This window comes from Bacillus mesophilum (assembly GCF_008923265.1).
In the GTDB taxonomy this organism is placed as follows: Bacteria; Bacillota; Bacilli; order Bacillales; family Cytobacillaceae; genus Cytobacillus; species Cytobacillus mesophilum.
Window position 1 is genome coordinate 159,468 of sequence record NZ_WBOT01000007.1, and the last position, 25,487, is coordinate 184,954.

25 protein-coding genes, 8 tRNA genes, 1 rRNA gene and 1 pseudogene are annotated in these 25,487 nt (G+C 39.3%); 4 read left to right on the forward strand and 31 right to left on the reverse strand.

What is annotated here, in order from left to right; all coding sequences use genetic code 11:
• Nucleotides 1-14: 14 nt before the first annotated feature.
• The 4 genes from F7732_RS18830 to F7732_RS18845 all read right to left on the reverse strand — a co-directional run bounded on the left by F7732_RS18830 (nucleotide 15) and on the right by F7732_RS18845 (nucleotide 4,152).
• The gene (locus tag F7732_RS18830) at nucleotides 15-731 is read right to left on the reverse strand and encodes a (Fe-S)-binding protein (protein WP_151575624.1); all 717 of its coding nucleotides are present in this window, start codon (nucleotides 729-731) and stop codon (nucleotides 15-17) included.
• Between the two features lie 40 nt (nucleotides 732-771).
• Nucleotides 772-1,479, reverse strand: coding sequence for a FadR/GntR family transcriptional regulator (locus F7732_RS18835; RefSeq protein ID WP_151575625.1), 708 nt, complete (start codon nucleotides 1,477-1,479; stop codon nucleotides 772-774).
• 78 nt (nucleotides 1,480-1,557) lie between these two features.
• Nucleotides 1,558-3,138 carry an L-lactate permease gene (locus F7732_RS18840; protein ID WP_151575626.1) on the reverse strand — a complete coding sequence of 527 codons (1,581 nt, stop codon included), beginning with the start codon at nucleotides 3,136-3,138 and terminating at the stop codon, nucleotides 1,558-1,560.
• 333 nt (nucleotides 3,139-3,471) lie between these two features.
• Nucleotides 3,472-4,152, reverse strand: coding sequence for an ArsR/SmtB family transcription factor (locus tag F7732_RS18845; RefSeq protein ID WP_151575627.1), 681 nt, complete (start codon nucleotides 4,150-4,152; stop codon nucleotides 3,472-3,474).
• An 89-nt stretch (nucleotides 4,153-4,241) separates the two neighbouring features.
• On the opposite strand from F7732_RS18845, the gene F7732_RS18850 reads away from it, so the two are divergent.
• Together F7732_RS18850 and F7732_RS18855 are read left to right on the forward strand one after the other, a co-directional pair.
• Complete coding sequence (locus tag F7732_RS18850) at nucleotides 4,242-4,850, forward strand: flavin reductase family protein (protein WP_151575628.1); 609 nt, start codon at nucleotides 4,242-4,244, stop codon at nucleotides 4,848-4,850.
• 272 nt (nucleotides 4,851-5,122) lie between these two features.
• Nucleotides 5,123-5,857 (forward strand): class I SAM-dependent methyltransferase, encoded by a 735-nt coding sequence (locus tag F7732_RS18855; RefSeq protein WP_151575629.1) that lies wholly within the window; start codon nucleotides 5,123-5,125, stop codon nucleotides 5,855-5,857.
• A gap of 168 nt (nucleotides 5,858-6,025) precedes the next feature.
• Here the strand turns inward: F7732_RS18855 and F7732_RS18860 are convergent.
• The 8 genes and pseudogenes from F7732_RS18860 to F7732_RS18890 form a co-directional block, all read right to left on the reverse strand.
• Nucleotides 6,026-6,343, reverse strand: a pseudogene (locus tag F7732_RS18860) (redoxin domain-containing protein); the annotation flags it as partial.
• 15 nt (nucleotides 6,344-6,358) lie between these two features.
• Nucleotides 6,359-6,526, reverse strand: a complete 168-nt coding sequence (locus tag F7732_RS22880; protein WP_192913058.1) for a lipoprotein — start codon at nucleotides 6,524-6,526, stop codon at nucleotides 6,359-6,361.
• A 211-nt stretch (nucleotides 6,527-6,737) separates the two neighbouring features.
• The gene (gene phnE / locus F7732_RS18865) at nucleotides 6,738-7,535 is read right to left on the reverse strand and encodes a phosphonate ABC transporter, permease protein PhnE (protein ID WP_151575631.1); all 798 of its coding nucleotides are present in this window, start codon (nucleotides 7,533-7,535) and stop codon (nucleotides 6,738-6,740) included.
• Nucleotides 7,535-8,347, reverse strand: coding sequence for a phosphonate ABC transporter, permease protein PhnE (gene phnE, locus F7732_RS18870; RefSeq protein WP_151575632.1), 813 nt, complete (start codon nucleotides 8,345-8,347; stop codon nucleotides 7,535-7,537). The genes phnE (F7732_RS18865) and phnE (F7732_RS18870) overlap by 1 nt, the downstream gene beginning before the upstream one ends.
• A complete protein-coding gene (gene phnC / locus F7732_RS18875; protein WP_066451089.1) occupies nucleotides 8,344-9,117 on the reverse strand; it encodes a phosphonate ABC transporter ATP-binding protein in 774 nt (257 codons plus the stop codon). Before phnC ends, phnE (F7732_RS18870) begins: the two co-directional genes overlap by 4 nt.
• A 208-nt stretch (nucleotides 9,118-9,325) precedes the next feature.
• Nucleotides 9,326-10,279, reverse strand: a complete 954-nt coding sequence (gene phnD, locus F7732_RS18880) for a phosphate/phosphite/phosphonate ABC transporter substrate-binding protein (RefSeq protein ID WP_151575633.1) — start codon at nucleotides 10,277-10,279, stop codon at nucleotides 9,326-9,328.
• A gap of 523 nt (nucleotides 10,280-10,802) precedes the next feature.
• The gene (locus F7732_RS18885; RefSeq protein ID WP_151575634.1) at nucleotides 10,803-12,125 is read right to left on the reverse strand and encodes a hemolysin family protein; all 1,323 of its coding nucleotides are present in this window, start codon (nucleotides 12,123-12,125) and stop codon (nucleotides 10,803-10,805) included.
• Nucleotides 12,126-12,336: 211 nt separating this feature from the next.
• On the reverse strand, nucleotides 12,337-12,687 hold the full coding sequence (locus F7732_RS18890) for a DUF2200 domain-containing protein (protein ID WP_151575635.1): 351 nt from the start codon (nucleotides 12,685-12,687) through the stop codon (nucleotides 12,337-12,339).
• A 195-nt stretch (nucleotides 12,688-12,882) separates the two neighbouring features.
• On the opposite strand from F7732_RS18890, the gene F7732_RS18895 reads away from it, so the two are divergent.
• Entirely contained in the window at nucleotides 12,883-13,737 is an 855-nt protein-coding gene (locus tag F7732_RS18895) for a methyltransferase domain-containing protein (RefSeq protein ID WP_240056689.1), read from the forward strand.
• Nucleotides 13,738-13,770: 33 nt separating this feature from the next.
• Here the strand turns inward: F7732_RS18895 and F7732_RS18900 are convergent, their stop codons facing one another.
• The 7 genes from F7732_RS18900 to sigW form a co-directional block, all read right to left on the reverse strand.
• The gene (locus F7732_RS18900) at nucleotides 13,771-14,121 is read right to left on the reverse strand and encodes a cupin domain-containing protein (protein WP_240056693.1); all 351 of its coding nucleotides are present in this window, start codon (nucleotides 14,119-14,121) and stop codon (nucleotides 13,771-13,773) included.
• Nucleotides 14,122-14,326: 205 nt separating this feature from the next.
• A complete protein-coding gene (glmS, locus tag F7732_RS18905; protein ID WP_151575637.1) occupies nucleotides 14,327-16,129 on the reverse strand; it encodes a glutamine--fructose-6-phosphate transaminase (isomerizing) in 1,803 nt (600 codons plus the stop codon).
• Between the two features lie 585 nt (nucleotides 16,130-16,714).
• A complete protein-coding gene (glmM, locus tag F7732_RS18910) occupies nucleotides 16,715-18,067 on the reverse strand; it encodes a phosphoglucosamine mutase (RefSeq protein ID WP_151575638.1) in 1,353 nt (450 codons plus the stop codon).
• Between the two features lie 19 nt (nucleotides 18,068-18,086).
• Nucleotides 18,087-19,403, reverse strand: coding sequence for a CdaR family protein (locus F7732_RS18915; RefSeq protein ID WP_151575639.1), 1,317 nt, complete (start codon nucleotides 19,401-19,403; stop codon nucleotides 18,087-18,089).
• Nucleotides 19,396-20,235, reverse strand: a complete 840-nt coding sequence (gene cdaA, locus F7732_RS18920) for a diadenylate cyclase CdaA (protein ID WP_151575640.1) — start codon at nucleotides 20,233-20,235, stop codon at nucleotides 19,396-19,398. The genes F7732_RS18915 and cdaA overlap by 8 nt, the downstream gene beginning before the upstream one ends.
• A 392-nt stretch (nucleotides 20,236-20,627) precedes the next feature.
• On the reverse strand, nucleotides 20,628-21,263 hold the full coding sequence (locus F7732_RS18925) for an anti-sigma factor family protein (protein WP_151575641.1): 636 nt from the start codon (nucleotides 21,261-21,263) through the stop codon (nucleotides 20,628-20,630).
• A gap of 16 nt (nucleotides 21,264-21,279) precedes the next feature.
• On the reverse strand, nucleotides 21,280-21,843 hold the full coding sequence (gene sigW, locus F7732_RS18930) for an RNA polymerase sigma factor SigW (protein WP_151575642.1): 564 nt from the start codon (nucleotides 21,841-21,843) through the stop codon (nucleotides 21,280-21,282).
• 171 nt (nucleotides 21,844-22,014) lie between these two features.
• Between sigW and F7732_RS18935 the strand changes: the two genes are divergently transcribed.
• Nucleotides 22,015-22,176 (forward strand): aspartyl-phosphate phosphatase Spo0E family protein, encoded by a 162-nt coding sequence (locus F7732_RS18935; RefSeq protein ID WP_151575643.1) that lies wholly within the window; start codon nucleotides 22,015-22,017, stop codon nucleotides 22,174-22,176.
• Nucleotides 22,177-22,331: 155 nt separating this feature from the next.
• On the opposite strand, the gene rocF is transcribed toward F7732_RS18935, so the two are convergent.
• The 12 genes from rocF to rrf all read right to left on the reverse strand — a co-directional run bounded on the left by rocF (nucleotide 22,332) and on the right by rrf (nucleotide 25,486).
• Nucleotides 22,332-23,228, reverse strand: a complete 897-nt coding sequence (gene rocF, locus F7732_RS18940) for an arginase (protein ID WP_151575644.1) — start codon at nucleotides 23,226-23,228, stop codon at nucleotides 22,332-22,334.
• 132 nt (nucleotides 23,229-23,360) lie between these two features.
• On the reverse strand, nucleotides 23,361-23,891 hold the full coding sequence (locus F7732_RS18945) for a GrpB family protein (RefSeq protein ID WP_151575645.1): 531 nt from the start codon (nucleotides 23,889-23,891) through the stop codon (nucleotides 23,361-23,363).
• Nucleotides 23,892-23,931: 40 nt separating this feature from the next.
• Complete coding sequence (locus F7732_RS18950; RefSeq protein WP_151575646.1) at nucleotides 23,932-24,327, reverse strand: VOC family protein; 396 nt, start codon at nucleotides 24,325-24,327, stop codon at nucleotides 23,932-23,934.
• Nucleotides 24,328-24,581: 254 nt separating this feature from the next.
• Nucleotides 24,582-24,654: transfer RNA gene (locus F7732_RS18955), tRNA-Lys, on the reverse strand.
• Nucleotides 24,655-24,660: 6 nt separating this feature from the next.
• A tRNA-Gln gene (locus tag F7732_RS18960) sits at nucleotides 24,661-24,735 on the reverse strand.
• 86 nt (nucleotides 24,736-24,821) lie between these two features.
• A tRNA-Tyr gene (locus F7732_RS18965) sits at nucleotides 24,822-24,905 on the reverse strand.
• Nucleotides 24,906-24,920: 15 nt separating this feature from the next.
• Nucleotides 24,921-24,996, reverse strand: a tRNA-Thr gene (locus tag F7732_RS18970).
• A gap of 8 nt (nucleotides 24,997-25,004) precedes the next feature.
• Nucleotides 25,005-25,080: transfer RNA gene (locus tag F7732_RS18975), tRNA-Val, on the reverse strand.
• A 6-nt stretch (nucleotides 25,081-25,086) separates the two neighbouring features.
• Nucleotides 25,087-25,161 (reverse strand) — tRNA-Glu (locus F7732_RS18980).
• Nucleotides 25,162-25,178: 17 nt separating this feature from the next.
• Nucleotides 25,179-25,251: transfer RNA gene (locus F7732_RS18985), tRNA-Thr, on the reverse strand.
• A 26-nt stretch (nucleotides 25,252-25,277) separates the two neighbouring features.
• Nucleotides 25,278-25,352, reverse strand: a tRNA-Asn gene (locus F7732_RS18990).
• Nucleotides 25,353-25,369: 17 nt separating this feature from the next.
• Nucleotides 25,370-25,486: ribosomal RNA gene (gene rrf / locus F7732_RS18995) — 5S ribosomal RNA — on the reverse strand.
• Nucleotide 25,487: the final 1 nt, after the last annotated feature.

Here is a 25,487-nt window from a genome sequence, read left to right on the forward strand (position 1 = left end):
TATCCCTCCGTTTCTTAATGAGTGTTTAAAATTTCTGTGATATGAACAATTTTGACATTTTTTCCTTCTCGGCTCATTCGGCCGCCTATGTTCATCAAGCAGCCCATGTCCGCTCCGACCAGATATTCAGCTTCCGTTTCTGAAACATGACGCGACTTCTCGCTTACCATCTCCTGCGAAATGTCTGCGTTTTTCACTGCAAACGTTCCGCCAAACCCGCAGCAGTCTTCCTCGTTTGGCAGCGTGACTAATTCTACTCCCTCTACATTGTTCAACAATATTTTCGGCTGTTCCTTTACACCCAGCAGCCGTTTCATATGACATGAAGAGTGGAATGTCACCTTTCCTTTAAACGTTGATCCGACATCCGTCACTTTTAACACATCTACTAAAAACTCAGTGATTTCATAGCATTTAGAAGCAAATGTTTTCGCTTCCTGCTCCCATTCTGGATCTCCGGCAAAAACATGAGGGTATTCTTTAAGCATGCTAATACATGAACCGGATGGCCCGACAATATATTCCGATTCCTGGAAGGCCTTCATCATCTGTTTCATTGACTGCTTCGCTTCCTTTAAATAGCCGCTATTATATGCAGGCTGGCCGCAGCAAGTCTGCCCCATTGGATAATCCACTGTACATCCTAAGCGCTCTAGAATTTCCAGTGTGTTTTTTGCCACGTCTGCAAAAAGGATATCACTTAGACATGTACTAAATAAGGAAACCTTCATACTTACTCACCTCTAAAAAAATTGTTAAAACGCCGCTCTATTATTCTATATATTGAAAAAGACGCTTCTGAACGGTCTGCAAATGCTCAAGCATCGCCTGTCTTGCTTCATTTGGCTTTCTATTCTTGATAGCTTCATAGATTTTCCGATGTTCTGTTTTCAAATCTTCTATGGTATTACCCGAATATAAGAAAACTTTTCTCGCTTCCTGAATCGTTTCAGATATAACTGAGGAAACACTGCTCATTAAATTAATTAATAATTTGTTGTGTGTTGCGTTTGCAATGGCTAAATGGAAATCAATATCTCCACTTGATGCCAATTCTTCATTTCCATTGGCATTTTCCATGACAATGATTGCCTTCTCAAGCTCCAGCAGGTCATCTTCCGTATGAACAAGAGCCGCCTGAGCAGCTGTACCCACTTCTAAAATTTCACGAACCTGGTACAGTTCTTTTATATCTTCAATTTTCATTAAAAAGGCGATATTAACAGGCAGCTGGAACTTGGACGGATCAAAACTGTTTACAAATGTTCCTTCTCCGTGCCTTACCTCTACTAACCCCATCGTTCTCAGACCGCTAAGCGCTTCCCGTATAGTTGACTGACCTACTTCAAAGCTTTTAGCTAACTTTTCAACAGAATCTAATTTATCACCAGGTTTCAATTCACCTTTTTTTATAAAATCAATTAAGGTTTCTGCTACTTCTTCATAAATCTTTTTCCCGCGGACACGTTTATAATTCACTATCTTCAACCCCCATCTATCTCTCTATTATATTCGTTTACTTACAGGAGAAACCAATGGGAAAACATGTTTACAAGTTTAGAAGAAATTTAAAAAGAGAAATCCTGAAATACCTGCTAAGACTCCATACACAATCGCAGGTCCGAGTGTTTTGCGAATAATTTCACCTTCTTTGCCGGATAAGCCAACAACAGCACTCGCAGCCACCACATTATGCACACAAATCATATTCCCTGCTGCTGCACCGATCAGCTGTACAGCTAATACAATATTGATGTCTAATCCAATTGCCTCTGCCACATTGTACTGAATCGGCGAGAAAGTTAAGGTCGACACGGTTGCACTTCCAGTTATAAAAGCTCCCAGTTCTCCCAGGAATGGAGCAACGAAAATCCAAACGGACCCTAATGAATTTGCAAGCGATTCTGCAATATATTGCGGCATGCTGTTCAAATCATTCGCATTTATACCTGAATTAACAAATACTTGCACCATGGCTAACGTGGCAATTAAAGATATACTAGTGATTTTCATGGTACTTAATGCTTTCTTTGAAGCTTGTGTGAACGCGCTATGTGATTTGCGCTGAATGATAAAGGCAAAAATAGCTGCCAATGTTAAGACAGTTCCTGGAGAATACAAGAACTCCCAGGCTGATGTAACTCCTTCGATACCTAAAATATTTGTCCATGTGAAATCAATTGCAGTCTGTGTAAATTCCTTGAGCCAAGGTACAATTCTTGTCAGCAATAATAACGCAACAACTATAATATACGGTGACCAAGCTGTAATAATACTCATTGACGATCTTTGATTACTAACTATAAAGTCCTCGCGCATTGCCTTTTTCCATTCTGTTTTTGGAAGCAAGATCCCTTTAGAAGCTGTAAGTGTTGCTACAACTAAAGTAATAAGGGCAGCGAGGATCGATACAAATTCATGCCCGAACAAACTTGCCACACCAAAAGCACTAGCTGTGTAGATTACACCAATGAACAATGTCCACGGAAGCATTGGCAGTGCCCCCTTCAAACCATCCCCACTAACTGCCGACAACACCACCATTAGTATAAATGGAATAAAAGTACCTGCCAGCAAATCAAGACTTGTAACTGTCACGGCAATGTCATGAAAAAAACTGGTATCTGCATTTGGAATATTACTTAACCCGACAGCCACTGGTGTACCTACCGCACCAAACATAACGGATGTACTATCGGCAATTAATGCGATTATCGCAGCTACTAAAGGCCGAAAACCAAGAGCTAATAATAATGGCCCTGTTACCATAGCTGGTGTTCCGAACCCGGCCGCTCCTTCAATAAGAGCACCAAATAAGAAAGCGACAACAATTACCTGTACACGCATATCCCCTGAAATGCTTTGAAATCCTTGATTAATACGATCAACTGCCCCTGTGTTTTGAAGCGTATTCAATAAAACCAGAGCTCCAAATAAAATCCATAAAATAGTCAATGTTTTATGGGTTCCTTGAAAAACAGATGATAATACAACCTGCCCTTCCATCCCCCAAACCGTAAGCGCTAACAAAATTACGATAACTGAACTGATTGCCATCCCTTTTGCTGCTGACATTCTCAGTACAACAAGAAATAAAAAAGGAGCAATAATCGCACTTAGTGCAATAAGCAGTAACATATAAACCCTTCCCCCCTGTTTTCCATAAAAAATACAAGCGTTTACATATTAACAGGTCATCTGATGACCTTATAAATATAGTTACATATATTTCATAATTTTACAATGAAAAAGTTACTATTTTGTGAACTAATTTGACTTTTAAATTGTTTGTTAAAACCTCAGCCTTTTAGATGCCGAGCACAGATAAAAACAAAGTCAGTATGTTATACCTCTTTCAGTCTATTAAAAACCTTACTTTGCCTCTCCCGGCATAATAAAAACCCCTTCAAAAATAGGGGTCAGTTTAAATAAATTCTTTATTAACTTTTGTATTTCACTTTCAAAGTTTTATCATAACTGAATCGAAAACCGCTTTTTCAATTCCAGCTTTCCTTTAGGTGTAACTTTTAACGCTCGAGTTTTAGGGATCCGCGAAAACCAGCCTGCCTCAAGCATTTTTTCGAGCAGTGCATTCCCTAACGCACCTGCAATATGATGCTGCCTTTCAGTCCAGTCTAGGCAGCAAGGAGCAAACTTTCTCCTGCTGTTTCTTATATTTCCCTCTATAATTCCTAGCTCTTCTAGAAATATGCGCCCCTTCGAAGTAAGTTCAAAATCTATATCAATTTTGGTTAAAAAGCCTTGCTGCATCAATGCATTGGTGAGTTGCACACCCACATAACCAGCTAAGTGGTCATAGCAGGTTCTCGCAAGATGGATTGCACTTTTTTCTCTTAATTCATTGAGGGAATTCACAGCAGCTTTCGGTGCTATATGCAGCAATTGTTCCAGTACTCTGGCTACTTCACTGCTTTTCAGCTTGTAATAGCGATGCCTGCCGTGCTTTTCAACACTTACAAGATCCGCATCCAGCATCTTATGCAGATGAAAGCTGGCAGTCTGAGGTTTCACTTTTGCTATATAAGCTAGTTCTGAGCTCGGATGAATGGTTCCGTCCATTAAACATAGCAGTATGGCAGACCGAGTGGGGTCTGATAATAGTGCAGCGATTTTTGCTAGATCCGGATTCATTTTTGCCTCCATACATTCATATTTCGATGAGGGTTGTATTATTTAAAACCTATACTACTAGTGTAACGAATAGACAGGAGTGAATCAAAATGAAGATTAATAACTTTAAAGAAATAAAACCTAAAATTATGTATTATGGAACACCAACATTGCTCTTGAATACACTCAATGAAGATAATACGACTAATATTAGTCCCATGTCTTCATCTTGGGCTTTAGGGGATTGTATTGTTCTCGGAGTAGGTTTAGGAGGAAAGGCAATTGAAAATTTACAAAGACATAAAGAATGTGTGATCAATTTACCTGGTCCAAATTTATGGGAAAATGTCGAGAATATTTCTTCCTATACAGGTACAATGAATATCCCCCAAGGGAAAAAAGACATTGGCTTTACATATACTAAAGACAAATACAAGGCTGCAGGGCTAACAGCTATTCCATCAAAAACAGTTTTGCCGACCCGCATAAATGAATGTCCTATACAAATTGAAGCAGTAGTCAAGAATATTCGCATTCCAGAATATAAAGGATTATTTGCCATTGTGGAAACACAAGTTATCCATTTCCATGCTGAAGAAGCGCTTATTAAAAACGGACATTATATTGATCCTGCTAAGTGGAGTCCGCTGATTTATAATTTTAGACATTATTTTGAATTGGGGAAAGAACTGGGGAAAACTTATCGCTCAGAAACATAAAAAAAATAAACCGGAATAACTCCTGTACATATGATTGAAAAGCATATGCATTGACTTAAATCATTACACCTTAATTACTTGAGGAACACAACAAAGGCAGCAATCATGATAATTGCTGCCTGTTTCATTATGTTCATTATGCTGATTTATAGAAGCCATGCCTCTATCTACATCTTACTAAAATTTGAATTATAAGTCTATTATTAATTTTATCATAATGTCATAATAAACTTGCGCAAATGACTCATAACGTTATGGGAATGGAGAAAGACGTGAAACAGAACATTTATGATAATGCAGAATTTTTTCAGCAGTATGAGTCGATTAGAGAACGAGAATATAATTATAATAATTTGCTGGAGCAGCCAAATTTCTTAACGCTAGTTCCTGATCTTAAAGAAAAGATTGTTTTAGATATTGGCTGTGGGATGGGGGATTTTGCAGCATCCTGTATAAAGCAGGGAGCTAAAAAGGTTACCGGAATTGATATATCTTCCAACATGATTATGTCTGCTAATCGGCGCTATAAAGAAGTTAACTTAGACTTTCAAAACAAAGACATTGAGGATTTTACTACGGATGAAGGTTCAATTGATTTTATTAGCAGCTCTTTAGCCTTTCACTATATCGAGCGCTTCGATGAGCTGATCCAAAAAATCAGCAAGACTTTAAAAGAAGATGGTATTCTATTATTTTCAATTGAACATCCCTTTGTTACTGCTAATAAAGGGTTTAAGGACAGAGTAGTAGATAGCGAAGGAAAGATACAGCACTTTGTTTTGGATCATTACCACAATGAAGGACTGCGATCACAAAATTGGCTGGTAGAAAATGTTATTACCTATCATCGGACCTTTTCAACCATCATTAATACTCTCACTGATCACGATTTAATAGTTCAGAGAATAATAGAGCCACTACCTACAGCAGAAGCTATGAGGAAATTGCCCGGCTTAAAAAAAGAGACTCGCCGTCCGCCCTTTCTGATAGTAAGGGCTAAGAAGTAGATTACAAACGCTGAACGTTCAAACTAGAACAAGCAAAAAATTCAACAGATAAATCTGCAAGAGGCCATGTCTGATCACGGCCTCTTGTAGTTCTATAAACATGATGTAATCTACAGTATAACTAGAGTCCATAATTTCATCAAAAGAGACAGAGGTTCCCCTCATGTCTCAATTTACACTCTCTTTAATATTCTCTACAGTATCCTCAATCTGCTCTCCCCAATGATCATTCTTCTCTGTAAGTACGATATTGCCGTCAGAATCGATGACCCCATAGCCTCTGTATGCTACATCTCCGTTCTTCATTCCCATTGAATCAATTAACTCAAGGTCAGGATCAGAGATGAAAGGAAGACTTTGACCAAATTCATCGTTTAAAGCATTGTATAATTGAAGTTGTTCCTCAGGAGAATCCTTGCTTATTACGTACATATCAACATCTAAGTCTGCTAACATATCCATATTTTCGTGCAACTGAACCAGTTGCTGTGCGCAAAGTCCTCAGGTGTATGTTGTAATAAAGAAAAATACTGCCGGTTTGTCTGATGGAAATGTAACTTCTTCTTGATTCTGATTTAGCAGAGTCATCGGCTCACTCAGCGATTTTTGTCCGCACGCTGACAAAATGAGTGTAGCCAAAAGTATAAGCAGAGCAAATCTTTTTTTCATTTTTTATCTCCTTTTTAATTTCTAATAAAGACATTGTTATCTTGCTCCTGCTCCATACGCTTTATGATTTTGCAGAAGAAATCTATTTATGAAAAGGATACATCATTTCCATGATAAGAACAACGAGAATGATAGGGATCCTATTTCGTTATCAAAAAAGCTGACTTAATGAATATACATTAAGTCAGCCATACAGTTTCATAAACAATGGTTAAACAAGTCTTTTCCGAATCTGAGTAGAGATGAGGTCAATGACAGTTACAACAACAATAATCATCAACAGGATAAGACCCATTTCCTCCCAGTTTCGATTCATTTTCGCAAATACAATTAATGTTCCTATGCCTCCTGCTCCGACGATCCCGAGGATGGTTGAAGCACGCACATCGATTTCAAAACGATAGATAGCATAGGAAAGAAATTCAGGTGTAATCTGCGGAAGGATTCCATGAACTAGAATTTGCAGCTTGTTGGCTCCGTTCGCTTCCATGGCTTCCACCACATTTGTATCGATTGATTCCAGAACTTCAGAATACAACTTCCCTAGCATTCCTGTAGAACCAATTGCGATGGCTAGGACTCCCGCAAAAGGCTTTGGTCCGACAACTACAATAAATAAAATGGCTAAAATGATATCTGGGAAAGCACGGATTGCACTTAGAATCCATTTTCCAATTGTCGTTAATACTCTGTTATTTGTCATGTTTTGCGCAGCTAAGAAACCGAGAGGAATGGCAAGAATAGCTGCCATCAAAGAGCCGGCAAAGGCGATATAAATTGTTTCCACCATAGCTGCCCAAACATCTGATAGAGCTGACCAGTCAGGGTCTAAAAGCTTGGGAATAATACGGGCATAATTGTTAGTCATCCGGTCTACAGCTTTGGCAAAGTCAATATCAATCCCCATAAATGTCCAAATATAGATTCCAGCTAAAATAACCCCAAAAAGGATATTTCGCACTGTCTTAAATGTTGAACGCTTCGGTTTAGGAGGTAGATTATGCATCATCAGACAATCGCCTCCCTTACTTTTGTACTAATATATTCGATAACTACCACCAATGCAAAAATGATAATAATAATACCCATTGCATTCGGATACTCATAGAACTTGATCTGCTGATCAAGGATTTGTCCAATTCCACCGGCACCTACTAATCCTAATACAACGGAGGCACGGATATTAATTTCAAAAACATATAGAACAAATGAAGTGAATTGAGGCAGTACTTGCGGCACAACTGAATAATAAATGGTTTGAATTGTATTTGCTCCAGATGCCTGCATTGCCTCTAAAGGATTCATATCAATTGCTTCAATCGTTTCACTTATTAATTTGGCCAGTAAACCAAGGGAAAAGATAACAAGTGCGATGATACCAGGTAATGCTCCAATTCCGAACAATGCAACGAAAATAACAGCTAGTACAAGATCTGGTATCGTTCTTAAAATATTTAATAAAAAGCGGACAATATTATAAAGAATTTTATTGGTTGTAACATTATTGGCTGCCAGTAAGCTTAATGGAATACAGAGAATCCCTGCAGCTGTTGTTGCAATAATAGCCATCTGAATGGTTTCAGCTAAAGCTGGCCAAATTGCTTGAAATAAGCTTAAATTAGGCGGGAAAAACTTTTGAAATAGCTCTCCCATATTTCCAATTCCGTCTATAAATTCAGTTATTGAAGACTCTGTTTTAAAGGAACTAAAAAGGTAGAATACTAGTACAATAAAGAAAATAGCTGTAACTCGAAACTTGGCTTTTAAGGGAATAACCGAAGGTGACTGGGTACTGGTTTTTTTTATTTCTTTTTCTGTCATGCCTCAGTCCCTCCGCGAAGATCACCTTCACGTATTGTTCGGCCATATATTTCTTCAAATGTTTTTTCAGATACTTCTGAAGCAGGGCCATCAAAAACAACCTCACCAGCTCGCATACCAATAATACGATCCGCGTATTCCATTGCCATATCAATAAAGTGAAGATTCACGACCGTTGTAATATTATCTTCTTGATTGATTTTCCTTAAATACGTCATTACTTGGTGAGAAGTAGGAGGGTCAAGTGATGCAACAGGTTCATCTGCCAGGATATACTTCGGCTTTTGAGTAAGCACACGCGCGATACTTACACGCTGCTGCTGTCCGCCGCTTAGTTCGTCGGCACGATTGTATATTTTCTCCTCGATATTTACACGCTTAAGGCTTTCATATGCAAGACTGCGGTCTTCTTTGGAGAATAAATTGAAGAGTGAACGCAATGTACCAGTGTGACCAAGCCGGCCAGCTAATACATTTTTAAAGACATTAGAACGTTTTACAAGATTGTAATTTTGAAAGATCATTCCGACTTTTGTGCGGAGGCTGCGAAGTCTTTTCCCTTTATGGGTTAAAATATTTTCATTATCAACTAATAGTTCTCCTTCAGTCGCTGTAACAAGTTTATTTATACTTCGGATTAACGTCGATTTACCGGCACCTGAAAGGCCAACAATCACTACGAATTCACCCTCATTAATTGTTAAGTTCACATTCTTTAAACCTTTTGTTCCATTTGGATATGTTAAGGAAACATTTTTAAATTCAATCATTGGTTATAACCCCTTTTATTCTCGGTGTATTCTAACAGCCACAATTCTTAGATTTAAAAGAGTCTGCTAATTGGCAAGCTCATAAGGTGAAACTGTCTTATCCTTCAGATCCAATTGTGTTAACTGAATGAACCTGTCTTACAAATTGACCTTATTAAAAGTGTAAAAAGAGAGGAGAACTTGCCTCCTCTCTCCAAGTTATTCAATATTAGTCTAAAGTAATTGAATCTTTAAGTTTTGAGTATGTGTCACGAACAACTTGGTACTCAGAATCTTCAGCAGCTTCAATTGCATCCCAGCTGTAAACTTCGTTCATGATTTTAATCATTTCTTCATCTTCATTGAAAGAAAGGAATATTTCATTAATTTTTGTAACTAGCTCTTCATCTAGTTCTTTAACCGTAGAAATTGTATCGTTAGGAATATCTGAAGTATAGCCAAGAACCTTTAATTCTTCTTCGATATCTGGGTATTCTTCAGTAAGGTCACCACGAACATCATCAAATGTAGTTGCTACATCTGCATCTCCTTCATAAACAGCAATCGCTGCAGTGTCATGACCGCCAGCTGCAATAGATTCAGAGAAAAATTCAGTTTGAAGTGCTTCAGCAGAATCAATATCAAATTCACCCATTAATTGTGATGCTGGGAAAAGGAAACCAGAAGTTGAAGCAGCATCAGGATAAGCCCAGATTTTCCCTTCTAAATCTTCTAATGACTCAATGCCAGAATCAGCGCGAACAACATATTGTGCTTTATACGTTCCGCTGCCGTAACGAACAGATTTTAATTGAACATCAACACCATATTGCTCATTAGCTAGTACATAAGCAAATGCAGGAATGAAACCAATTTGTACTTCATTTGCACCCATAGCTTCAATAAGTGCAGAATAGTCAGTCATAACTTTACCTTCTACTTCCATGCCCAGCTCTTCGCTTAAGCGATCAGCTAAAGGTTCAACAGTATCTGCAATTGTATCTGAATCCTGTGATGGAACAAATCCCATTACAAGACTTTCAGGTGTTTCAGTAGTTTCACTTCCATTGCTATCATCTGTTGAATCTCCTGATGTATCTTCATTACTTGAAGATTCTCCGCCGCACGCTGCTAGAGTTACTGCTAATAGAGTTATTAGCAAGAAACCAAGAAATTTTTTCATTATTATTTCCTCCCGAAGTTTATGAATTTTGCCTAAAACCTATTATGACTTCGGAAAATCTACTTTTCTACCATTCTGGGGTTTTTTTACACTGCTTTTACATGGGTTTACATTCGGTAAAATCGCCTTATTTGACTATTTATTGAAGCTCAAAGGGTTAGGTAGTTTTTACTATTTTTAATCATAATCAGATTTACGAAATATTTACATTGATAAATGCTTAAGTCAATGAATAACGGGTATATATTTATCGCTAATTTCTTCTGTCATAAAGGATCAGCTATTCAAACAGAACCGTTCCATTATACTGCGGAACCTGACCTTCCGAGTGTTCTTACCCATCCCTCTATTCCACCCGTTTTATATGTGCTGTTCAAAACTCAATAAACCCGAAACAATTAGGTAACATGAAGTTCCGCTAATGGTTCGGGCTTATGAAAATTAAAATATTGTCTCACTCTTATTTAGCATCTGGCAGAATAGATTCGTTTTTAATATAAACAGGCAACTTTATAAGAACCGCCTATTCTTCTTCAATTTCTTTTTCTGTATTTAACTTCGTGATTAACAATTTATCTAACCTTGCTCCATCCATATCAATTACTTCAATCTCTAAATCCTCTACCTGGATGGTATCTTTTATTTTAGGTAAGTTTCCAATTACGTATGCGAACAGTCCACCGATTGTATGATAATGACTTCGGTCCTTTAAAAGTGATGAATCCTCTAAGTCGAAATATCGGATAAAGGCATCTATGGAAACAAGCCCATCTGCCAGCCATGTATCCTCATTTCTTTTAATAATTTGCGGAACCTCTTCATCATCCTCCGGCATGTCCCCAACTATATTTTCAATGATATCATGGAGAGTTACAAAGCCTTCTACGCCTCCATATTCATCTGTTACTAAAGCTTCATGTTTGCCGGACTTTTTTAAGATCTCCAACACATGAAATACTTTCATATATTCGGGAAGAATGTGAGTATCTTCAATACAATCAGCCAGATCAAATTCCACTCCTGCAGCCACTTTCGATAAGAGGTCTTTTGTATGAATAATGCCAAGAAAACGATCTAAACTTCCCTTTCCAACTGGGAATTTAGAGTGTGGGCTTTCATTTATCTTTTTCATGTTTTCCGCAAAAGAATCTTCAATATCCAGCCAAATAAGCTTGGTGCGTGTTGTCAGGATATCACTAAGACGTTTATCTCCTAAATAAAAAATCTGTTCGACGATATCCTGCTCAATTTCTTCAACTACACCGCTATAAACTCCCTCTTCAATTAACTGCGTTATTTCTTCTTCGGTGACATTTGGTTCATTGGTTGGTTTAATGCCTAAAATTTTCAGAAGAAGTTCTGTTGATTTACTTAATACCCAGATGAGCGGCCGTCCTACTTTTGAGAAGTAATACATCGGCTTCGCAACCGCGCTCGCAACTTTCTCTGGATTTCCTAAACCAATTCTCTTAGGAACTAATTCCCCAATAATTAACGATAAATAAGTGGAGATCCCAACGACAATAATAAAGCTTAACTGGTAGCTGTAAGGAGCAAGAAATTCAATCTGCTCTACATAAACAGATAACTGGCCAGCAATCGTTGCTCCCCCAAAAGCACCTGTAATGACACCAATTAAGGTAATTCCTATTTGGATGGTTGATAGTAATTGATTAGGATCCTCAGCTAATTTCAATGCATATGCTGCTTTATTATTTCCTTCATCACGCATTCTCTCAAGCCGGGTTTTCTTCGATGTAACAATGGCAATCTCTGTCATCGCAAAAAGGCCGTTCGCTACTATTAGAATAAGTATGATTAAAATAGATATACCTATATTGTCCAAGAGATTTCACCATGCTTTCATATGAATTTATATACTTAATATCTCTTGAGTGCTGTCTAATTATCAAAATTTCCTTTTAAATATATTTTTAAACATTAGATTTTATCGGCAGCGACAAAGGCTTAGCTGCACTTTTTTCTAAATAAAGGCTGTTAATTCACCATCTGAACGTAAAAAAACACCAATTCTGAGGAAGAATCAGTGCTTCTTATTATTTACGCAATATTTTTACCATCGTTTTTCCCTTTGCTAATTCGTCAATCAGTTTATCCAGATAGCGAATTTCCCTCCTTGTTGTTTCTTCAATTTCTTCGATTCTTACACCGCAGATTACACCTTTAATGAATGATCTTGATTGGTTCATTTGTGGAGCTTCCTCAAAAAAGTTCTCAAAGTCTGTCTTATGTTCTATTTGCCGTTCTAACTCATTTTGGCTATATCCTGTTAACCACCGGATAATCTCATCTACTTCTTCTTTCGTACGTCCCTTTTTTTCTGCCTTAGCCACATAATGAGGATAGACACTTGCAAAACTTGTCGTGTAAATTCGGTGTTTAGTCATTAATACACCCTCGCTTAAATGTTTTCTTTTAGTATATCATGTTTAAATTCTTCCTAAACGATTGAACAAATCCATTTTACTCCATAATGGTGCTTATAGATGACGCTATTCATCAGTATTTATCTTTTTAGCTTTATTTGCAGAGTTATTATAGATATAATAACTCTATAATAGTAACAATAGGAGGAGATCATAGTGATAAACCAACTATTTCATCATGAATTTTGGGAACAGGCATGGAAAAATGACCAAAACACGGGGATAAAAAAGATGTACAAGACTGGTTTAGGTTCAAATGAATCGGAAGGCTTTATAAACTGGGCAAGAAAGTATGATGCCAATTCGTTTACTGCAGAAGGCACTAAACGTACCGAGCGAATCATTAGCTGGATTGAAAAGCAAATTGACTCAGTTGAAAACTTAACCATGCTGGATGTCGGAGCGGCTTCAGGTATTTTTAGTATTCCCTTTTCTAAAAGGGGAGCAAAAGTTACCTCTTTAGAACCCTCATCCCTTTTAAGTTCTATGCTTTACAGAAATGCAGAGGACCATGGTGTGATGATTAATATCGTTAACCAATCATTTGAAGACTTTAATCCTGCGGACCACCAGGATTATGATTTCGTTTTTGCCTCCATGTGCCCGGCCATGTCCGATTGGAACGCGATTAAAAAAGGACTAAACCTAGCAAATAAATACTTCTACGTTAGCCTTTCAGCTGGGCCGAATGAAAACCTTCTAGTAGAGGAACTACTGTCTGAATTAAAAATAGAAGCTCCCAACATTTTAACTTCAGACATGTTCTATATCCTGCAACTGCTTTACTTAAATAATTATACGTACCAATCTTTAATTGAACGGCACCAAAAGACGGTTGAGATGACTCTTGAAGAGGTCATTGACTCTTTGGAAGTGTGGTTTTCTAATTACAACATTTCCCTAACTGAAGTGCAAAAAGCTGATTCAATAGATTACTTAAGGAATAAATATGGCCAAAAGGTTGCTGTAACAACAGGCGGGAAGTTTGGAAAGGTTCTCGTTCATCTATAAGAAAGCGGCTGGGATACAGAGTCCCAGCCGCTTTTAAATCCATACATCATTCTCTGCCGTCAATTCTGCTTTTGTGTCACCAGTATTGACCACACCTCTTGGCTCCACTAACATGACCTGGCATTCCGTTTCAGCATAAGGCTTATGCTCAACGCCTTTTGGTACGATATACATTTCACCTGCTGACAGCTTCACTTCACCATCACGGAATGCAATGACCAGCTCACCATCAAGTACGATCAATACCTCATCCGTTTCCTCATGTTTATGCCAAACGAAATCTTCCTGAACCTTAACTAGTTTAAACTGATAATCATTCATCTCACCAATGACCTTAGGAGACCAAAGCTCTGTAAATTTCGCCAGCTTTTCACTTAAATTAATTTATTGATAACCCATATGAATCCGATTGTCTTGCCTACTTATGTAAGTTATCCAATTACTTTGGCTATAATCTTGAAGAGAGTTTTATCTTAAAATGAGGGAAATCAGAAAGCTTTCAGTCTAGTGTACCTAACGGAATCTGTACATAAAAGCAAAGTCCTCTAAGGAGACCCTAGAGGACTTTTGTTTATTCTATCCCAACCTCTTACTCAACCGTAACCGACTTCGCCAGGTTTCTTGGCTTATCAACGTCACAGTCGCGGTGAAGAGCTGCATAGTAAGCAATTAGCTGCAGCGGGATAACAGAGATAAGTGGTGTTAATAGTTCGTGCACTTCTGGGATGATGAAGGTATCTCCATCCATTTCAAGACCCTTCATAGAGATAATGCATGGGTTCGCACCTCGGGCTACAACTTCTTTTACGTTGCCGCGAATGCTTAGGTTCACACTTTCTTGTGTAGCAAGAGCAATGATTGGCGTGCCGTTTTCAATTAGGGCAATCGTACCGTGCTTAAGTTCACCGCCAGCAAAGCCTTCTGCTTGGATATAAGAAATTTCTTTAAGTTTCAACGATCCTTCTAGACCAACGTAGTAATCGATGCCGCGGCCGATGAAGAATGCATTGCGTGTTGTAGAAAGGAAGCTGCGCGCAATATCTTCGAACTCTTCCTTCGCATTGCAAAGCACTTCCATGCCGTTTGCGACAATACCCAGTTCTTGTACTAAATCGAATTCGTGCTTGAAGCCTTTGCTTGCGCCGGCTACCTCCGCCAAAATAGCTAATACCGCAAGCTGTGCAGTGTATGCTTTTGTGGAAGCAACAGCGATTTCTGGGCCAGCGTGCAGAAGCAAAGTATAATCCGCTTCACGAGATAAGGTTGATCCTGGTACGTTAGTAACTGTTAGCGTTTTGTAGCCAAGTTTCGTTACGTTTACAAGCACTGCGCGGCTGTCTGCTGTTTCTCCGCTTTGAGAAATAAAGATGAACAATGGCTTTTCAGATAGAATTGGCATGTTGTAGCCAAACTCACTCGCAATGTGCACTTCTACTGGAATCTTCGCTAACTTTTCAATGAATTGCTTCCCAACAAGTCCTGCATGATAAGAAGTACCAGCTGCTACGATATAAATACGATCTGACTCATTCACAGCAGAAATGATTTCTTCATCAATCGTCAGCTTGCCTGAATCGTTTTGATACGCTTGAATAATTTTACGTGTCACAAGCGGCTGCTCATCGATTTCTTTTAGCATATAGTGCGGATAAGTGCCTTTTTCAATATCGCTTGCATCCAATTCAGCTGTATAAGGATCGCGGCTGATTGTTTCGCCGTTCATGTTTTGGATTGTTACTTGATCCTTTTGAACAATAACAATCTCTTTATCCATAAGCTCTACATATTGGTTTGTCACCTGCAGCATTGCCATGGCATCTGAAGCTACAACATTGAAATCTTCACCAAGCCCAACTAAAAGCGGGCTTTTATTCTTAGCCACAAAGATCGTTTCTTTGTTTTCTTCATCCAATAGAGCGATTGCGTAAGATCCTTTTAAAAGCCCAAGTGTTTTGCGGAAAGCCTCTTCCGTGCTTAGGCCTTCTTTAGCAAATAGATCAATCAGCTGAACGATAATTTCAGTATCTGTGTCACTCTCTAACGCTACATCTTGAAGATATTCACGCTTTAGAAGGTCATAGTTTTCAATAACGCCATTATGAACAAGTGTATAGCGGCTTGTTTTGCTTTGGTGCGGGTGAGCGTTGACTGTGCTTGGTACACCATGTGTTGCCCAGCGTGTATGCCCGATTCCTGTATTTGCAAGAACATCTTCTTCAACAATTGAGCGCAAATCTGCAATACGGCCTTTTTCTTTAAAAACTTGAACACCATCTTCGTTCATAACCGCGATCCCTGCTGAATCGTAGCCTCTGTATTCAAGCTTCTCTAAGCCTTTCAGCAAAATTTCCTTTGAGTCATTATTTCCAATAAATCCAACGATACCACACATACTTCTTTTCCTCCTAGTGAAGGGGCAAGAAGCCTTATTAATAGGGCGTACTTGCCCCTTATCTCTGTAATTTTTAATTTTTTGGTTGTATGATGTCGGACCTTTAAAAAAAGTCCATATAAAAGCATAGCCATTTTCAACATTCTTTTTGTTAGTTTATGGCGTTCTGCTCATTTTTATTTAGCATTCTCTTCTCTTTGTGCATCAAGTTGCCTTGATGTTTTAAAGAAGAAATTTCGGTTTTGCTATCAACCGGGAGGTATCCGCCGAAAATTCGATAAACCTCCTCCTCGTCAACTAATCCATGACCGTCCGCGGATTAGTCCAGGCGCTTTTAATTTGTAGATATTCCATCCCTTTCCTCCTTCTTTGAATTCGTTTTTGCAGCCAAACCGCTTACAAAAACAGGATTATCATACCGTAAATAGTAAAGTTCGTCAATCAATAACCTAAAGAATGAACAATTTTTCACAATTGGATTTTTCTGCAAAGAGCATTCTGTTCACTTCTTTTAAAATGACTGACCATATAAAAATATGCATGGAGGATGTAAAATGTTCCCCCATGCATATCCTATTCGAATATCTATTCTTCTTTTAAACCCATTTCTGCCCGAACAACTTCAGCTATTCTTTCTACATAAGAATCACATTGTTCTTTTGTTGGAGCCTCTGCCATAACGCGCACAAGCGGCTCTGTGCCAGAAGGGCGAACTAGGATGCGGCCATCTCCATTCATTTCTTTCTCAACTTCAGAGATCACGGCACTTACTTTTTCATTGTCTGTTACATGATGTTTATCTGTTACCCGAATGTTGACAAGCTTTTGCGGAAACTTCTTCATTTCATTCGCAAGTTCGGATAACGGCTTCTCCGTCATCTTCATGATATTTACAAGCTGAAGTCCGGAAAGAAGACCATCACCAGTCGTAATATAATCAAGGAAAATAATATGACCAGATTGCTCGCCGCCCAGGTTATAGCCGTTCTTTTTCATTTCTTCTACTACATAACGATCACCAACAGCCGTTTGCACGCTTTGAATGCCGTGTTCCTCTAAGCCCTTGTAGAAGCCCAAATTACTCATAACTGTTGATACAACCGTTCCCTGTTTCAGTCTGCCCTGCTCCTTCATGTATTTAGCGCAAATATACATGATTTGGTCGCCATCAACGATATCGCCATTTTCATCAATGGCAATCAGGCGATCTCCATCTCCATCAAAAGCAAGACCTACATCGGCGTTTTTCTCTTTTACGAAGGCAGCAAGTGCCTCTGGATGTGTAGATCCGACACCTTCGTTAATATTAAGCCCATTTGGCGATGCTCCCATCATGGAGAGATCTGCATCCAAATCCGCAAATAAATGCGTTGCAAGCGGTGAGGTTGCACCGTGCGCACAGTCTAGAGCAATATGTATGCCAGAGAAATCTTCGTCTACTGTTTGCTTTAAATATTGCAGGTACTTTTGGCCGCCTTCGAAATAGTCATTTACCTGACCAAGGTCTCCTCCTACAGGACGCGGCAGGCTGTCCTCAGGCTGATCCATAAGTGTCTCAATTTCATTTTCTTGGTCATCAGAAAGCTTAAAGCCGTCTGGTCCGAAAAATTTAATACCGTTATCTGCAACTGGATTATGAGAAGCTGAGATCATCACTCCTGCTTCTGCTCCAAGAGCTTTTGTTAAATAAGCAACTCCTGGTGTTGAAATAACACCTAAACGCATCACTTCAGCTCCAATTGATAAAAGGCCAGCTACCAAGGCTCCTTCCAGCATATGTCCGGAAATGCGTGTATCACGCCCAATCAGAACTTTTGGCCTGTCTTGATTTCTCGTTAGAACATAGCCGCCAAAGCGTCCTAATTTAAACGCCAGCTCCGGTGTTAACTCACTATTTGCAACTCCTCGCACTCCGTCAGTACCGAAATATTTACCCATGAAAAAATCGCTCCTTATTTTAAGCTTCTTTTTGTGAAATTGTTATGGTAGCCGTTTCAACAGCTAAACTCCAGTTCAGATTAGGGGGACCGTTTACATTAATCTCGACTTCATGATCCCCTTCCTCTAAATCTGCCAAATTTAACATTAAATCAAAGTCATTTGAAGCAAGTCCCTGTATTTCATTTCTTGGTCCTCGAACCGTAAGACTTGTATTCCCATTTGCAGGAGTTTGGAATCTTGCATTATAGTTTTCATCCAAACCTGAAAGCTGTATGGGCAGATTAACGAGGGTTCTTGTTTCTTCTGTATTTTGTGCCTGATCTTGGTCCGGCGTTTCTTCGCCTGTATCATTGCCTTCATCTTCGCCATTATTAACAGCGGATACTTCTATTCGAACAGTAACCTGTTCTGGGTCCACTTCAGTGATGCCATCTGAAATGATCACTGGCAAGGTTTGTTCTGTATCCTCTTCCAGGCCGCTCACATCTACTTCAACACGGACATTTTCTGTTTCACTAAGTACAGTCTCGCTACCTGAAATGGTAGCCTCGTCCACATCAAGTGTTATGGAATCAATCACATAACCGCTGGCAGGGCTGCCCTCTTGTACCACTTGAATAGGCACCGTTTTAGCAAGCAGCTCAACAGGGATCGTGACTTCAATTTCAGCAGGCTCTACCACGACATTTAACTTATTCATATCCCGGTCGAATACACTTACACTTGCTGTCTCTGTCACAGTTTCTGTAATAGGGCCTTCTAAATTATTTATCGTTGCTTTTACATAAGCAATACGATCAACAACTGCTTTGCCCCCCGTAATGGTAACAGTATTAGGTTCGACAACAGGCTGCTCAGCTGTGTATCCTTCTCCTAGCAAGCTTTGATTAAATTCAGCCTCAACCTGATAATCCTCTGACACTTTCTCTTGTACAGTTACTTCTGCACTTCCAGGTTCAATGGTTACTTCAAGTCTCTCGGATATGCCGCTGATCTGCAGCGGGACATTTTGTGTGCCAATCTCAGCTTCCGTGAGATCAACATAAACTTCAAAATCCTGCTGTACGATCACCTGCTGCAAATTTGCGCGAGGGCCAGAGACTGTAACAGTGACGGAGTCCGGCACCCCAGTTACAACTAAGTTTTCAGTATCGTAGTAGCTTTTCACTGGAATATCCTCGAGTACCTCTGAATCATGCTCACTCGGGACATTCATTTCGCTGACATCCTTATCAGGATCATATTGTGAGTCGAACAGAAGCAAAGCAAGAATCAACGCAAACACTTTCATAAACCAGCTAGTATCGATGAGCTTATCAATAAACTTATCCATTTTTCTTTCCCCTCCAATTCCATCGAGCGGAAGAAGTTTGCTTAGCAGTTTGAGAAAGAAGCTCTTTAGAGAGCATTTCTTTAAATTGATCTGATTTGAGTTCTCGGTGCAGTTCGCCATTTTTAGTGACGGACACACTGCCCGTTTCCTCAGATACAACAATGGTTATACTGTCGGTCACCTCACTGATGCCAAGGGCGGCTCTATGTCTTGTACCCAGCTCCTTTGAAATAAAGGGGCTCTCTGAGAGCGGCAAGTAGCAGGCTGCAGCGGCAACTTGATTCTTTTGTAATATTACTGCTCCATCATGCAGCGGAGTGTTTGGAATAAAGATATTGATCAGGAGCTCAGAGGAAATCTTTGAATGAAGCTGTATACCTGTCTCAATATAATCCCCCATGCCTGTCTCCCGTTCAAGTGAGATCAGAGCACCAATTCTCCGTTTGGCCATGTAATCAACTGCTTTGGCAATCGCTTCGATTAATTTTTCCTGTTCTTCCTCTTCCTGATGCCCGCTTCTTGAGAAGAATCGCCCGCGTCCAAGCTGTTCTAATGCTCTTCTCAGCTCTGGCTGGAAAATGATTGCAATAGCCAGGAACCCCCAAAGCAGCACCTGCTCCATCATCCATCCAAGCGTCTGTAAATGGAATTGATCACTAATGATCTTAACAAGCAAGATCACAAAAATTCCCTTTACAAGCTGTACAGCCTTTGTACCTTTTACAATCATAATCAGTTTATATATAACAAACCATACAAGGAGAATATCAATTGTGTTCGATAATAATCTAAATAAAGAGAAATCTGCAAACGAGAAATCCAAAAACGACATTGCTCTTCCTCCAGATCTATAGTAGAAAGTTCCAAAGTAATCCCGTTTTAAAACTGAATTTTTATGGACTTAATCATTAAAAACATTCCAAAAGCCAACGCTTACTCTAAGGCCATTGGTTATATGTAACTTTCATATTATATCATATTTCAGTGTAAATCCAATTTTCAGTTGATTTTCCTTTATCTTATCCCTGACCAGCAATTATGCCGCAAAATTCCATGCAATCTACATCGGCTGTTATTCTCTTTTTAATCCCTTTGCATTGAAACCTCTTTTATGCACAGAGCTGGACTCCACTTACTTCTAGCATATATATGAAATTTCCTTCCATGATGCTATTTAATAAAACAGAAAATAAAAAAAGCAAGAGGAGGCGGTCTCCACTTGCTTTATTGGGTCTTAACGGTTTCTGTCTCACCGAATATATTCATAACTTCCTCAGCCGTATTTTTAATGTGATACCACATCCAGTCGAACAGTTCATTCACTTCTTCAATTTCACCTGTTACATGGCCAGCTGAAGCCTGATAATTTTCACCATTAATTACTGTTACACTACCTTCAACCTGTCCATTAATTTTAAGATTGCCGTTTTTAACGACGACATCTCCCTTTACAACTTCACCTTCTGGAACAATAACTGTGTCATTTTCGATTACAAGATTGGGCTGTTTAGAAACAGACAGATGCGGATCATCATTCCAAGATGAAAGTAAACTGCCTGTCATCAAGACAATAAAGAGACTTGCTGCAGTTAAAAGCGGATGATGCCTTAGCCAGCGCTGCATGCCCACCTTCTTTTTTTCTTTTGGCAGTCTCGACATCACACTTGCGGTGAAATCTGCTGGTGCTTGTATATGTGAAGAACTTTGCACAAGGGCAATGGTTCTTTTTAATTCATGAAAATGCGTCTGGCAATCTGGGCATTGCTGCAGATGTTCTCTTAATTCTTTTTCCTGTTCGGCTGAGATCTCATCATCTAAATACTCATGCATATATACGACGATTTCTTCTTGGCATTTCAAAGTTCTCACCCTCTTTTTAAAGGTATCGTAATTGATTTCTTAAAGCTTCCCTGCCTCGGTGGATTCTTGTTTTAACTGTTCCAAGCGGCAGATTTAATATTTCACTGATTTCATTTAGGGATAATTCCTCAATGTACTTTAATACGATAACAGAGCGGTATTTCTCTGGCAACTTAGAAATTTCTCTTTGAATGGTTTCCTGCAGTTCAAGACTTTGAACCTCTTCCTCAGGAAGTCTCGAATCCGAGGCAATTTGTGAGTACATGTTTAGGCCATCCGTACCTGCTACTTCTGCATCTAAATAATAATCTGGCTTTTTCTTGCGGATCCGGTCTATACAAAGGTTTGTCGCGATTCTATATAACCACGTTGAAAACTTCAATTCAATATTAAAGCTTGCAATATTAACATATGCTCTTAGGAATGCTTCCTGTGCAATATCTTCCGCCTCATGTCTATTGCCTAACATTCGAAAGCATACATGAAAGACTTTATCCTTATACATTTCCACCACTTCTGCATAAGCATCCTGGTCTCCCTTTATGACCTGCTTGATCCTTTTCTTTACGATTGTCTCCATTTATTTACCTCCGCTCTAGTGCGGCTATACGATATTACGAATCGATAGCGGAAAAGGTTTCACTTTTTTTAAATTCTTCAATCTCTATATTAACAAATTTTTACTCAAGTGGTTTAAAAAATTTCCCCTGAGGGTATAAAAGTAGTAAATTACACTAAAAGGAATGGTTTTATGTGTGCAGATGCCTTATTAAATGACATTGAATTACATCGCCGTGAAATGGTTCACCTTGCAGCAACCACCTCACTATCAAGTGAGGAAGTGATTCGGACAAGCGTAAAATTGGATCAGCTTCTGAATGAATACAATATGATTCAATTAAAGAATAAATAAACCTAATACTTAAATTCAGCTATTTGGTTACTCCAATAGCTTTTTTTGTTCTCAAGACTGTTTGAGAGTATACGAAGTTCTTTTTAAAAATCTTAAATAAAAAAGTGACTTCACCAAGGAAATCACTTTTGTTCTATTATTTGCTTATTATGCTGTTATACTAATTTTTCTCCAAGTAGAGAGCCCATTAATGCAACTGCTAGAGTCGCTGTTTTATTCTTTTCATCTAATATAGGGTTAACTTCCACAAATTCAGCTGATGTAATGAGTTTTGATTCTGCTAAGAGCTCCATTGCCAAGTGACTTTCCCGGTAGCTGATCCCGCCAATGACTGGTGTGCCTACACCTGGTGCATCATTTGGATCAAGGCCATCTAAATCTAATGAAAGATGCACACCATCTGTTTTATCTTTTAAATATTCAATGGTTTCCTCCATTACTTTTGCCATCCCCATCAGATCAATTTCATGCATTGTGAAAACTTTAATGCCTTTTTCTTTAATAAGTTCTTTTTCACCATCATCTAAAGCTCTTGCACCAATGAGGACAATATGCTCTGGCTTCACTTTTGGCGCATAGTTCCCTACATTCACTAAAAGCTCGTGGCCGATGCCCATGCTCACAGCTAGAGGCATGCCATGAATGTTTCCGCTTGGTGATGTTTCAGATGTATTCAGATCTCCATGTGCATCGTACCATATGACACCCAGATTTTTATAATGCTTCGATATTCCTGCCAATGTTCCTATGGCAATGCTATGATCTCCGCCAAGCACGAGCGGAAAGGAACCGCTTGAAATGGCTTGGTCTACTTTTTCTGCGAGTAATTCTGTTTTTTCCGCTATTAAAGGCAGGTTTCTAAGATTTGATTCTGGATCTACTTCAACTTGCGGCCGGCCGACAGGAATGTCACCTTCATCTATAATTTCATCAACTAGGTTCTGTAAGCGTTCATATACCCCTGCATAGCGAATGGCACTCGGACCCATATCCACACCACGTCTCATTTGTCCTAAGTCCATAGGCATTCCAATTATCTTGAGCTTTCTCATCAGCAGATCCCCCCTATAATATATGTAACTCCTTTATTTTAACCGCTTTCAAAGAAATGACTCAACTCAACAAAATTATGTATATATATGCGGTCATAAGAGGAAAAGGCAGCATTTAGCCCCATTGAAACATTATCCATTGGTTAGGTTTGTTAGGTTTACCCACTGTAATGCTTTAAGTTCGATTTGTCTTACAAGGGGTTCCTTGCCCTTGATGTAAGCATCGATATCATATGGATATATAGTTGCCAATTGCATTTTCAATTCTCCATATAGTTCTTTTTCTTTTGGATGATTACGCAAGTAGTCCCGAAAGGCGATATGCCGTGCTATATCTATACTGCCTTCCTGGTAAATGTGAATGTGATGTGTGCGGTCATTACCTCCCTTTTGGAAATAACGTCTACCTCTAATTCCATTCTCTCCTTTTGGTTCATATCCAAGCGAAATCATTGCTTCATTATGAGCATCCACTCTGTATACGTTATGTACAATAGGCATGATGTCTATGACAGGCTTAGCACTTAATCCGTTTACTGCTGTGCTGCCAATATGATGAATGGCCAGTAGTTCTCGTCCAAAGATCAGCTTGATTTTTTCCGCCTCTGTCTCAAATAATACATTCCATTCTGGATTATAGGGAGAAACCTCGACCTTTCTCATTTATATCCCTCCTCCGATTGGTGATATGCTTCCAATAGTTCTATGGAGCGACAACTTCAACCTTAATTCTGTCAGGATCTTCGAAATACACAGCATAATGGTCTTTACCTCCCGCATATGGGTGTTGATTATTATAGAGGATTTTAATCCCCTTATCCTTTAGTCTCCTTGTTAATTTATCTACATGTTCATGTGAGCGGGCATGGAAGGCTAAATGGTTTAACCCTACCCTACACCTATGGTAGGGAATATCAAGAAACCTTTCTTCTGTTTGAACAAAGACAATATAGGTGTTCTCTAACTTCCAGCTTTGCCCTTCTTCCCATTCCTGATAAACGCTATATCCCAAATCCTCTAAAAACCAGCTCCAGAACTCAACACTCTTCGGCAAATTTGATACATAAATTTCTATATGATGGATCATTCCCTTAGTCAATTTCATTTCCCCTTTCATATGTGTGTATAGATTCTATACATTTCATTACAGGACCTTTTAAAAACATAAAAAACCTTAAGCATTTACTGCTTAAGGTTTAAGTTATGCAAATCACATGGTGATGAACAAGTATGATCGAGAGAACCTGACAACGAATCGAAGGGATCTTATAAGCTCTTTCTCTAAAGTAATTGTTTTTAATCAAAAACAGACTCAGGAAATTATATTCCTGAGTCTGTTTTACACTAATATGATGAGCCATGAAGGACTCGAACCTTCGACCCTCTGATTAAAAGTCAGATGCTCTACCGACTGAGCTAATGGCTCATATAATGGCTGGGCTAGCAGGATTCGAACCTACGCATGACGGAGTCAAAGTCCGTTGCCTTACCGCTTGGCTATAGCCCATTAGTAATCATTTTTTTCAAAATAAAAAGGACTACTTATAGATTGTCCATTTTCTGTTTTAATATGTATTAAAATGAAAATTAAAATGGTGGAGGGGGACGGATTCGAACCGCCGAACCCTAAGGAGCGGATTTACAGTCCGCCGCGTTTAGCCACTTCGCTACCCCTCCGGAGTTGAAAAACAATGGTGCCGGCGAGAGGACTTGAACCCCCAACCTACTGATTACAAGTCAGTTGCTCTACCAATTGAGCTACACCGGCTTAATTAATGGTGGAGGATGACGGGATCGAACCGCCGACCCTCTGCTTGTAAGGCAGATGCTCTCCCAGCTGAGCTAATCCTCCAAATAATGGTGACCCCTACGGGATTCGAACCCGTGTTACCGCCGTGAAAGGGCGGTGTCTTAACCGCTTGACCAAGGGGCCAGTTAATTTTGTTACAGAGCTTCCAAGCGGGCTCGAACCGCTGACCTCTTCCTTACCATGGAAGTGCTCTACCTGCTGAGCTATGGAAGCATCAGCTAAACTAAAATTCATAAAAATGGCTCCGCAGGTAGGATTCGAACCTACGACCGCTCGGTTAACAGCCGAGTGCTCTACCACTGAGCTACTGCGGAATAGTAAAATTTTATTCGCCCGGCAGCGTCCTACTCTCACAAGGGGACAGCCCCTAACTACCATTGGCGCTGAGAAGCTTAACTTCCGTGTTCGGGATGGGAACGGGTGTGACCTTCTCGCTATCGCCACCGGAC